Below are 11,099 nucleotides of genomic sequence, written 5' to 3'. Positions count from 1 at the left end.
GCGGCGCCCTAAAATGCGACTGGAGTCAGGTTATAGATCTGCGAGCATCGCTCCCGGGTTTTCCAGTCCATCCGCCACGTAACGTAGGAATCCGCCGGCCGTTCCGCCGTCACACACTCTGTGGTCGAAGGTCAGCGTCAATTCAGTGATCTTCCGGACCGCGAGTTCGCCGTTCACAACCCAAGGCTTGTCGATGATTCGCCCGATGCCGAGAATCGCTACTTCGGGGTAATTGATGATTGCTGCCGAACCATCTACCCCGAACACACCGTAGTTATTCAGCGTAAAGCTGCCGCTTCTCAGTTCGGCCGGCGTCGCCTTGCCCTCCCGTGCGACGGCGGTAAGACGTTTGATCTCAGCATCCAGTTCGCGGGCGCTGAGTTTCTCGGCGTTTCGGACCGAAGGCACCACCAAGCCGCGGTCCGTTTGAGCTGCGAAGCCAAGGTTGATGCCGTCAAAGGCGACGATTTCCTGCTGCTCCTCGCCGGCAAAGCTTTGGTCAGTAATAATCCTCGTATTCAATTCCGGATACTTCTTCAACCCAGCCGTGACAAAGCGCGCGATGAAGGCCAAAAGGCCGGGAGCGTTGTGCCCATCTTTCTTTTTCAGGTCGGCACGCATCTCAACGAGAGCTGTCGCATCCACATCCACCCAGACTGTCGCTTCAGGAATCTCGGTGCGGCTGCGGCTCATGTTGGAGGCCACGGCTTTGCGGACACCACGCACCGGCGTGCGGCTCGCAATGCCGAGGCCGGTGCGGGGGTCGGTGTCGGCGGCGGTCGCGATTTTTGGGGCCTTGATCTCCGCCGGCTCAGCCAACGGTAATGGTTCCGCCACGGAACCCGCTTCAGTTTCGGCAAGCCCAACCTCCGGCGATTTGATCGCGGCTTCGACGTCGCGGCGCATGATCAGGCCGCTCTCGCCCGAGCCCTGCACATGTCCCAGGTCCACGCCGTGCTCCTTAGCCATCCGGCGAACCAGCGGGGAGATCACTGCCCCCAACTTGCCGGGCGCCTGGGTGCGCATCAGCAGGAGGTCGTCGGCGGCAGTGGTCATTTTGGTTGTACCGCTGCTGGTCCTGGCAGTCCTTGATTCCTTAGCTTCGGTGAGCGCAGTACCGGCTGTTGCGCCATCAGACGGCGCTGATGTGCGGCCTGCCCTGGTTCGACGGGCCACTCCACGGCCGCCCGGCGTTCCGTAGCCAATCAGCACGTTGCCGGAGCCTGCCTTCTCTTCCTCGCGGTAAGTTTCGGCCGTCACCTCGGCCGGCTTCGCCACTGAACCTCCGATAGGCGTGACCGAGATGAGCGGCTTGCCCACGTCCAGTGTCTGGCCCGGTTCGCCGTGGAGTTCTGCAACGGTGCCTGCGTACGGGGACGGGACTTCGACCATAGACTTGGCGGTCTCGACCTCGGCGATGGGCTGGTCCACGCGGATTTCGTCGCCCACGGACACGAGCCAGTTCACCAGTTCCGCTTCGGTAAGGCCTTCGCCCAGGTCGGGCAGCAGGAATACTTTTGTTTCGGTCATCTGTTTAGTCTTCCCACTGGAGGTCGTCGACGGCGTCGAGGATGCGGTCCACGCCAGGCAGGTAGTAATGCTCGAGCTTCGGGGCAGGGTACGGAACGTCGAAGCCCGTCACGCGGCGGATCGGCGCGGCCAGGTAGTGGAAGCAGCGCTCCTGCATACGAGCCACAATCTCAGAGGAGGCAGATGCGAAACCATGTGCCTCGGCGATCACCACGGCGCGGCCGGTCTTGCGGACAGAGGCGGCGACTGTCTCGTCGTCGAACGGCACCAAAGTGCGGACGTCGATGACTTCCAGGGAGCGGCCCTCTTCGGCAGCGGCGGCAGCGGCGGCGAGCGCCGTGGGGACGGACGGCCCGTACGCGATGAGCGTTGCGTCGGTGCCGGGACGGGCGACGGCCGCATGGCCTTCCGTGGACGTCCCCCGTTCGCTGTTGTCCTCGTGTTCCCGGCGGAGCGCCTCAAGGTCCACCAGGTCCTTAGACCAGTAGAGCTTCTTGGGTTCCATGAACATCACAGGGTCGTCAGAGTCGATGGCCTCACGGAGCATCCGGTAGCCGTCGGCCACGGTGGCCGGGGTGTAGACCTTCAGGCCGGCGGTGTGCGCGTAGTAGGACTCGGACGAGTCGCAGTGGTGCTCCACTCCCCCGATGCCGCCGGCATAGGGAACACGGATGACCATGGGCAGTTTGAGGGCACCCCTGGTCCGGTTGTGCATCTTGGCCACGTGGCTGGCGATCTGCTCGAAGGCCGGGTAGGCAAACGCATCGAACTGCATCTCGATAACAGGCCGCATGCCGTTCATGGCCATGCCCACGGCCATGCCCACGATCCCCGACTCGGCCAGCGGGGTGTCAAAGCAGCGCTGCTCGCCGAAGGTTTTGGTGAGGCCGTCGGTGATGCGGAAGACGCCGCCAAGCATGCCGACATCCTCCCCAAAGACAAGGACGGACTTGTCCGCATGCATGGCGTCGGCCATAGCCGTGTTCAAGGCCTTCGCCATGGTTACGGGCTGCGGGCCGGCCGCCTCCGCCGTAGCCGCAGCGGAGGCGGCTGCCCGTGCTGTTGCAGAACTGACATTGCCGTTGGCTTCGGACGACGTGGTGATGGTGGGGCTCATTCGGGGGCCTCCGTTTTGGATGAAGCGCCGGCACTGGCGTCGCGGGCTAGCTCGTCGGCGAGCAGGGCGGACTGTTCCTTGAGCTGCGGCGTGGTAGTTGAGAAGACGTACTTAAAGAGGTCCTGCGGGTCCACCGGAACGTCCTCGCTGAGGCCGTTGCGAAGCTGAGTCGCAATGGCTTCCGCTTTCTGTGTTATCAGGGACTCGCCGTCGTCGTCCAGCAGCCCCTTGTCCGTTAGATATTTCTTCATCCGCGTCAGTGGATCGCGCGCCACCCACTGGACGACTTCGCTGTCCTGCCGGTAGCGGGTGGCGTCATCAGCGTTGGTGTGTGCCTGCATGCGGTAGGTGTGGGCCTCTACCAGGAGCGGGCCGGATCCTTCGCGTGCCAGCTTGACTGCCCTGTCGAGCACAGCGAGGAGGGCGACGACGTCGTTGCCATCCACACGTTCGCCGGCCATCCCGTAGCCAACGGCTTTGTGGGCAAGCGACGGAGCCACGGACTGGTGTGCGAGCGGCACGGAGATGGCGTACTGGTTGTTCTGGACGAAGAAGATGACGGGAAGGTGGAAGACGGCGGCGAAGTTCAGGGCCTCGTGGAAGTCGCCTTCGCTGGTGGCGCCGTCACCGCACATCGCCAGCACGACGGTGTCCTCACCGCGCAACTTGGCGGCATGCGCGACGCCGACCGCGTGGAGCAGCTGGGTGGTGAGCGGGGTGCATTGGATGCCAACCTTGTGCTCGGCCGGGTTGTAGCCGCTGTGCCAGTCACCGCGGAACAGCGTCATGGTCTGGACCGGGTCTACTCCCCTGGCCATGACGGCGACGGAGTCTCGGTAGGTGGGAAACATCCAGTCGCCCTCAGATAGGCAGAGGGCGGCCGCGACCTGGCAGGCCTCCTGGCCGTGGCTGGAGGGGTAGACGGCCATCCGGCCCTGGCGGACCAGGGCTGAGTTCTGGTCGTTGACCCGGCGGCCAACAACAAGTTGCTCGTAGGCAGCAAGCAGTTCCTGGTCGCTGGGCAACGGATACTCGTGGCCCGGTTCAGTTCCCTGTTCGGAGTGGGGCTTGAGGTTACCGTCCTGGTCCACCATCTGAATCTGGTGCCGTGCCGGCAGCATGTAGTCCTCGGCGGTGATGCCGAATTTGCGCACGGCTTCGGCAACGGCGCCTTCCAGGTGCAGGTCTTCGCCCTGCTCCGGCGCCTGCCCGGCATGTACTGCCTGGTCCCGGGCAGTGTGGTCCGCGGAGATCGTCATTGGTCCATCCTTCTCTAGCCACTATTCGTCTTCAGTATGCCCCCGGGCGATATTTCGTATCCAGCCTCTGCCGGAATCGTGGAGGATCTTGAGGTATTGCCCTACGCTGAGAGACGAACTGCAAGTGTGAGCTGGATTACTGACGGGAGTAGTAGACGAATGGCTGGAGCTGAGCCGGAGCAGGTGGCGGTTCCGCTGGACGATGTAGACCGCAGAATCATCGCGGAGCTGACACGGGACGGGCGGATGTCTGTGACGCAGGTGGCCGAGAACGTACACATTTCGCGGGCACACGCCTACACGAGGATTGCCCGGCTGACCGGTGAGGGCGTGCTGACGAAGTTCACCGCCCTAGTGGATCCAATCAAAGCGGGACTGAAGTCATCGGCCTACGTGACGCTCAAGGTGCGGCAGCATTCCTGGCGGGAGCTTCGCGAGCTCCTGCGGGCCATTCCTGAGGTGCACCACATTGCCCTGGTAGGTGGGGACTTTGACGTAATCCTGCTAGTGCGGGCGGTGGACAACGTGGACCTGCGGAGGGTGATATTCGATCAGCTACAGTCGATGCCCGGGGTGCTGGATACGCAGACGTTTTTGGTGTTTGAGGATGTGGATACGCGGTGAGGAAAGCTGCACGAGCCGACAAGAATCTCCCCGCCCGATCGGTTAGCGAGCTGGCACTCCCCTTACCACCGCAGACGGTGCGACATCTTTCGTTACACAGGCCGAGGCCCCAATAACGCTGCCTTTCCCGGCTCGTAGGCCCTGCAAGATTATCGCGTTCGCTCCCAATAAAACCTGAGACTCACAGTGCACGCTGCCGGACACGATAGATCCAGGATTCAGGGATACATAATCATCCAATACCGCGTCGTGCCCTACTGTGACATTGGGGTTGATCTGAACGTGGCGCCCCACTCGCACATTAGTAGATACCTGGACACCGGCACACAGAACGGCACCAGGCCCTATCGTCGACTCCGAGCCGATTACCGCAGTCGGATGAATAGCTCTCCCTGGGATGCATCCCGCAGCGTCAAACTTGCCGCTGACTAGCCGCCTGATTTCGGGGTCTCCGATGGCCACGAGGTACTGGGAAGGCCGTCCTCTGCTCAACCAGTCCTGCTCGGATCCCAAATAGGGAACTCCTAATCTTTCAAGCCGTCCAAGATTGAGATCGGATGGATTGGAGTCCAAAACACCCTGGAGGTCATAGACCGGACTTGCTTTGGCGAGGTTCTGGGCGCGAATAACGTCGATGGTCTCTCTTCCAAAACCTCCAGCCCCTACTATGACAAGTCTCTCTGTCAATGTTGCCTCCCCATCTGCTAAAGCTAGCTTCGTACAAACCTCGTCCCGGGCAGTGCTCCATCACGCCGTACCCCAGTCTGCCCGCGACTCTGCTTCATATTAGTCGCGGCTAGTACTGCAGCCGGTTCCGGTTGGCTTGCCCAGTCGGACAAGGCCCCCGAATGCACGAAGGCCACAGGTGCTTGATAACATTGCGGCTCGGGGGATGGACTTTCCCTCATACTCATGGCCTGACTGATTGAAAGCGAAAAGTATGACTGAGAGAGCACAAACCGTAGTCGTTGTTGGGCAAGGCTACGTCGGTCTGCCGGTGGCCATGAGGGCAGTAGAGGTAGGGTTCAACGTCGTTGGCGTTGACATTGATAAAAATCGTATTGACAGCCTTGCTGCAGGCAAGTCGTATGTAGACGACATCACGGATACAGAGTTGGCTGCGGCGTTAAGTAGCGGGCGCTATCTCCCAAGCACCAGTTACGACCATGCAGAAAATTTCGACATTGCTGTTATCACAGTTCCCACGCCTTTGCGGGAGAGCCTTCCAGACCTGACATTTATCGAGGATTCGAGCAGGGCTCTCGCTGCTCATTTAAGACCGGGCGCGACTGTCATTCTTGAATCCACAACCTATCCTGGAACCACTGAAGAACTGCTGGTACCGGTTCTGGAAGGCGGATCTGGACTAACTGCAGGAGTCGATTTTTACGCAGGCTACAGCCCTGAGAGAATCGATCCAGGAAACAAGACCTGGGGATTTGTCGAAACGCCGAAAGTGGTTTCAGGAATTGGTTCAGAATCCTTGATCCGAGTCAAAAGCTTTTATGATAGCCTGGTCAATACAACGGTTCCGGTAAGTACGCCAAAAGAGGCCGAGCTAACCAAGCTTCTAGAAAATACGTTCCGGCATGTAAACATAGCCCTCGTCAATGAGCTAGCTGTTTTCGCAAACGAACTTGACGTTAATGTATGGGAAGCCATCGAAGCAGCCGGAACCAAACCGTTTGGCTTTATGAAATTCACGCCTGGCCCTGGTGTCGGCGGGCACTGTCTCCCCGTAGATCCCAGTTATTTGTCATGGCAGGTGCGTAGGAAACTAGGCCAAAATTTTAGGTTCGTAGAACTAGCCAACGACATCAACGATCACATGCCTGACTATGTGGTTCAACGAGTGATTGCAAACCTAAACAATCGAGGCAAAGCCGTCCGAGGAGCTAGGATCGCCCTCATAGGCTTGGCATATAAAAAGAACACAGGCGATATACGCGAGTCACCCTCACTGAGGTTGATCGAGCTCCTTCAGCAATTCGGTGCAGATCTAGTCGCAATTGATCCTCACGTAGAGGACTACCGCTGGCCTCAAGGAGTCGAACGGATTTCCATGACGAAGAACGTCCTCGAGTCCTTGGATCTCGCCATTCTGGTGACAGACCACGACGACGTCGATCTTCATCTTATCGAATCATCTCGAACCCCGATAATAGATACACGGAATCGAATCAATAGTCCCGCAGCTGACCTTCTCTAATGACTGTACCGATGAATTCCCCAAAGAGCGTTGCCGTTTTTTCGGCCTTTTATTTGCCCGCTTTTCTCGGCGGGGGACCGATACGGTCGCTGTCGGCCTTAGTAAAGACTGCCCCTTCACAGTTCGTACCAGCCATTATTTCGAGCGATACGGATCTTGGCGAGCAAATACCCTTGCCCGTGAAGAATAATTCGTGGACGAGCCATGATGGCGTCGCGGTGTATTATGCATCAGCGTCGAAAATTCAATGCTTGGTGGCCGCATTGAAGGCAACGCGGGGATTACGGCCAGATATCATCTATTTGAGTAGTTTTTTCAACTTGCGTTTCTCCATACTGCCTCAATTAATGATAGCCGTCGGCTATTTCAGGCCGAAGAGCGTCGCTCTAGCCCCTCGCGGTGAATTTAGCTCAGGTGCCTTGGGGATCAAGGGCGCCAAGAAACGCCTCTACATATCCATATATCGGCGTTGCGGAATGGCAAAAAAAGTAATTTGGCATGCGTCGAGTTCCCGTGAGGCCTCCGACATCCGCCGCGCAGTCGGTCACAACGTGAAAGTCGTCATACGGGAAAATGATACCGACCTGCCGGTGACGGCTACGGCTCCAGCTTATACGCCGCAGGAGTTTATACAGGCAGTGTTTGTAGGCAGGGTGGTCCGAATCAAGGGTTTGCTGACATTGCTTGAAGCGTTGAAACAATGCACAGCACCTCTTAGCCTAGATGTTTACGGTCCGGAAGAAGATCTCAACTATGCACTCGAGTGCAGGCGGCGTGCGCAGGAGCTCCCTGATCACGTTGTCGTGAGATTTTTGGGTGCATTCCCAAATGATGCGGTCCGTGCTGCGCTACCCAAATATGACCTAATGATGTTTCCGACCGCCGGAGAAAATTTTGGTCATGTTATCGCAGAGGCATTGTCCGCTTCCTGTCCCGTGATGTGTGCCGACGTAACTCCTTGGACCTCACGGATTGTCTCTGGTGGCGGCATCATAGTGAAGGACAACACTGTGCAAGGCTGGGCCGCAGCGATAGAAGACTACGCCACCAAGTCGCCATCACAGCGGATGGCAACGCGTGAGGCTGCTGGAGCATGCTTTGACCGTTGGCGCCGAAGTTCTGCAGCAGACCATGTCTTCAGCATGCTGTTGCAGGCGGAAGAGGAACTAAAACCCCAAGGCTAGCCTTGCCCTGACTGAGTCGTGTTGGCACGTTGACTCCAAAATAGCCCGCAATCCGGCCCCTTCACGGTTTAGCGGCTCTTGGTGGTTGATGGGATTTGAGTTCGTGTCGTTGAAGACAAAGGGGCCCGCTGCCCTGTTGGGGTGAGTGTGTCTAAGCATTCAACCTGGAACAGGACCACGAGCCTTGAACGAGCCTACCGGGGTCGCAGCCGACGCTGCCACCATCCTCTTCAACCTGCCGACTACCGCGCCATTTCCACCACCGCCACGGCTGGCCGCCGGCAGGTCATCATCCAAGGGGACCAGCTGCCGGGCTGCCCGAGCTGCGGGGTCATTGTGTCCCGGCGGAAGGAGCGGCGCTTCCAGCGGCTCCGCGATGTTCCTGTTGCGGCGCCCGTGAATGTGCTTTGGTCCAAGTACCGCTGGTACTGCGAAGAACCGGCCTGCGACAGGTTGTCGTTCTTCGAATTGACGCCACAGGCCCCGCGCCGCGCCCGCTCTACCAGCCGGCTCCGGGACCGGCTCGTGGATGCGGTCATCCGATCGGGCAGGGCCGTATCGGAAACGGCTGCCGGCTTCGCGGTGTCCTGGTGGAAGGTGCGGGCGGCGCTGAATGAAGCGTGCCTGCTGCGGCTGCCCGACGTGGACAAGCTCAGTCCCAGGATGCTGGGCATCGACGAGCACCGTTTCCGCTCGATGCGCTATTTTCAGAACCCGGAATCAAAGACCTGGACACGGTTCGAGCCCTGGATGACGACGATCGTGGATCTGGACATCGGCCAAGTTCTGGGCATGGTCGACGGCCATGACCACCCGGGTGTCGGGGACTGGCTGTTCGCCCGGCCTTTTCACTGGCGAATGGCAGTGCAGGTCGTCGCGATCGACCCGTCCGCGGCGTTCCGCAAGGCGTTGCGGATGTGGCTTCCCCGCACCGCTGTCGCGGTGGATCATTTCCACCTGACCTCGCTGGCGAACCAGGCCGTGACCGAGAACCGGCAGAACCTGTCCCAGCAGGTCAAGGGCCGCCGCGGACGAGCCGTTGACAAGGCCTGGGCCCACCGGATGCTCCTCCTGCGCGGCGGGGACGCACTCAATGGAAGGGCAGCACGCAGGCTCGAAGAAGTGTTCGCCACCGACAATCCGACCGGAACCCTCCGGGCCGTCTGGAAGGTCAAGGAACAGCTCAGGGCACTGCTGCGCATGGGCTCCCTGGAGGACCCCGCGGCAGCGAAATCCGAACTCGAGAGACTGGTCAAGGCTGCCGCCCGGCCGGAGTCGAACAGGCTCTACCGCACCGTCTGCCGGTGATGGAAAGAGATTGAGGCGCTGATCATTACCGGCGCTACTACAGGCAAGGTCGAGGCCGACAACACCGCTATCAAAAACATAAAACGCACCGCGCGGGTACGGCAACCCAAACAACTACAAGTCGGTTATTCTCTTGAGAAGTGCCGTCCGGACGGCGGCATGACGCTCATTCCAAGGATTCACTTCCCCACGAATCACGAAGAGCCGGGTTGTCCAGCAACTCGCGGGCGCACTCCAGCAGCATGCCGATCTCAGCCTCCGTATGCGCCGACCCGACGTACTCCAGGATCCGCTGACGACCGCGCAAATACTCGGCGATCTGAACTGCCGTCGCTCCCGAGGCCGTCCACACCCTCCTGATAAACGCCACACCGGTGACACTAGAACAAAACCCATTAGTGCGTGAAAAAGCACCATTTCGATTACATCGCCGCAAATCAGAGCGCTGGTCCACCATGAAGCCACGACCGGTGAGCCAAGTCAGGAGGTTGAATGCTTAGACACACTCATCCCGGCAGGGCCACGGGCCTTTGTCTTCAATGACACGAACTCAATTCCCCACCGACTACGAAGAGCCCTCAAAACTCACGCACTAAGTAACTGAGCCGAGTCAGGAGTATCAGCTATAGACGTTGTTATCACCTGGCCGGAATCAACTGCTACCGCTCAATGCGTAAAGTTTCTAGTACTCATTCCCCTGCTCCAAATCCGCTTTGAATCTTCCATGGTTGGGACTACTTCAGAAGGGTTTGCTCTCGAAGACGACGGGTTACTGCGCATTATGACAAGCAAACCGAACATAAACACTGTAAACAAGGGACTTATCGGCGATAGGAGCCAACCTTCAAGGAAACTATGTACAATAGCAGCGATGCAGAATAAGCCAGCGGCCGTGTTCTCACGAAGGGAAAGTCGTAGCAGGCCAATGTAGATGAATAGGATCGAAAGACCGCCCCAGATCCCCGCGTACGCCAGAGCGCGTAACGGACTGCTAGCGATGATAAGGGTGTCATCCATTCCTACTCCCGTATACGGGTTGGCAGCGAACAGAGAAAGAGCATTAGCTAAAGAAGTATCTCTAGAGTTGTTGTCTCGAAAAAGCGCTACATCCATAAGGGCAATCTCACGGGACCATATTCCCATAACGGGCGCACTGAGGACAATGCATGCAATAGCGATCTTACGTGAAATACCAGCAGATAGAAGTGCGCTCATACCGAATACCAATGCGACACCTAGCATGCTTCCACGACTGGCCGCCGCAAAGATTGCAGCTATGGATGCCGCCAGCAAAACAAGAGATCGGACTCCTCGGCGCCGGTCAAGCAACACCATGGCGGCCAGGGCAAAGCAGTAGAAACCTAGGAGGTTAGCGTTGTTAGCAAGCCCTCGAAGGCGTTCTCCTTCGACGGCAATGGATGGAAATGTAATTCCTGAAATCAGCGACCCCACAACCATGATAGCCAATCCGCGCTCTAATCCGTATCTAATCTGATCTACGTCTATGTAGGTAGAGGCCCACAGTGCAACCCACATCAAGACTAGGCCTAGGACATACCCGGCAAATTGGAAGAACTGGCCATGAGGAATTGTAGAGAAAATCAAAAATAACAGCAGTGGCAGCAACACACTTCCGAACCGCCCAGCGCTGAGTCGCTTTTGCCCTAAATCTTTTTGCGCCTTTGCAATCAGACCACCAACAACGATAGCTCCAAGCCCTGAAATGCGCGCAAGAACAGAAATGATCCCGTTCTCGCCTAAAGAAGAGGACGAGGCAAATATGGCCAGAACGCCCAACAAAATCCAGTACTTCGGCGGCATGCGTACCATCCAAAGTGCCCCTAGACAGAGTGCCGCTATCATTACCA

Annotated in this window: 9 protein-coding genes and 1 pseudogene; 4 read left to right on the top strand and 6 right to left on the bottom strand. The window is 58.5% G+C overall.

Annotated elements, in window-relative coordinates:
- Nucleotides 1-30 precede the first annotated feature (30 nt).
- The 3 genes from M1E01_RS04575 to pdhA are packed head-to-tail and all read right to left on the bottom strand — an operon-like array spanning nucleotide 31 to nucleotide 3,906.
- The gene (locus M1E01_RS04575; RefSeq protein WP_457973924.1) at nucleotides 31-1,530 is read right to left on the bottom strand and encodes a dihydrolipoamide acetyltransferase family protein; all 1,500 of its coding nucleotides are present in this window, start codon (nucleotides 1,528-1,530) and stop codon (nucleotides 31-33) included.
- A 4-nt stretch (nucleotides 1,531-1,534) separates the two neighbouring features.
- Nucleotides 1,535-2,647, bottom strand: a complete 1,113-nt coding sequence (locus M1E01_RS04570; protein WP_457973923.1) for an alpha-ketoacid dehydrogenase subunit beta — start codon at nucleotides 2,645-2,647, stop codon at nucleotides 1,535-1,537.
- The gene (pdhA, locus tag M1E01_RS04565) at nucleotides 2,644-3,906 is read right to left on the bottom strand and encodes a pyruvate dehydrogenase (acetyl-transferring) E1 component subunit alpha (RefSeq protein WP_457973922.1); all 1,263 of its coding nucleotides are present in this window, start codon (nucleotides 3,904-3,906) and stop codon (nucleotides 2,644-2,646) included. Before pdhA ends, M1E01_RS04570 begins: the two co-directional genes overlap by 4 nt.
- A 159-nt stretch (nucleotides 3,907-4,065) precedes the next feature.
- Between pdhA and M1E01_RS04560 the strand changes: the two genes are divergently transcribed.
- The gene (locus M1E01_RS04560; RefSeq protein WP_457973921.1) at nucleotides 4,066-4,530 is read left to right on the top strand and encodes an Lrp/AsnC family transcriptional regulator; all 465 of its coding nucleotides are present in this window, start codon (nucleotides 4,066-4,068) and stop codon (nucleotides 4,528-4,530) included.
- A 42-nt stretch (nucleotides 4,531-4,572) separates the two neighbouring features.
- On the opposite strand, the gene M1E01_RS04555 is transcribed toward M1E01_RS04560, so the two are convergent.
- Nucleotides 4,573-5,217: an acetyltransferase gene (locus M1E01_RS04555; RefSeq protein WP_457973920.1), complete on the bottom strand. Its 645-nt coding sequence runs from the start codon at nucleotides 5,215-5,217 to the stop codon at nucleotides 4,573-4,575.
- A 253-nt stretch (nucleotides 5,218-5,470) separates the two neighbouring features.
- On the opposite strand from M1E01_RS04555, the gene M1E01_RS04550 reads away from it, so the two are divergent.
- The 3 genes from M1E01_RS04550 to M1E01_RS04540 all read left to right on the top strand — a co-directional run bounded on the left by M1E01_RS04550 (nucleotide 5,471) and on the right by M1E01_RS04540 (nucleotide 9,231).
- Nucleotides 5,471-6,739 carry a nucleotide sugar dehydrogenase gene (locus M1E01_RS04550; RefSeq protein ID WP_457973919.1) on the top strand — a complete coding sequence of 423 codons (1,269 nt, stop codon included), beginning with the start codon at nucleotides 5,471-5,473 and terminating at the stop codon, nucleotides 6,737-6,739.
- A gap of 11 nt (nucleotides 6,740-6,750) precedes the next feature.
- Nucleotides 6,751-7,923, top strand: coding sequence for a glycosyltransferase family 4 protein (locus M1E01_RS04545; protein WP_457973918.1), 1,173 nt, complete (start codon nucleotides 6,751-6,753; stop codon nucleotides 7,921-7,923).
- A 147-nt stretch (nucleotides 7,924-8,070) separates the two neighbouring features.
- Entirely contained in the window at nucleotides 8,071-9,231 is a 1,161-nt protein-coding gene (locus M1E01_RS04540) for a transposase (protein WP_457973917.1), read from the top strand.
- A gap of 202 nt (nucleotides 9,232-9,433) precedes the next feature.
- On the opposite strand, the pseudogene M1E01_RS04535 reads toward M1E01_RS04540, so the two are convergent.
- Both M1E01_RS04535 and M1E01_RS04530 read right to left on the bottom strand, forming a co-directional pair.
- Nucleotides 9,434-9,601: pseudogene (locus M1E01_RS04535) on the bottom strand (IS1634 family transposase); the annotation flags it as partial.
- Nucleotides 9,602-9,897: 296 nt separating this feature from the next.
- The gene (locus M1E01_RS04530) at nucleotides 9,898-11,052 is read right to left on the bottom strand and encodes a hypothetical protein (protein WP_457973916.1); all 1,155 of its coding nucleotides are present in this window, start codon (nucleotides 11,050-11,052) and stop codon (nucleotides 9,898-9,900) included.
- Nucleotides 11,053-11,099 lie beyond the last annotated feature (47 nt).

Source organism: Arthrobacter sp. D1-17, from assembly GCF_054130535.1.
The sequence above is the reverse complement of the archived record's forward strand: the minus strand, read 5'-3'. Positions and strand labels throughout refer to the sequence as shown.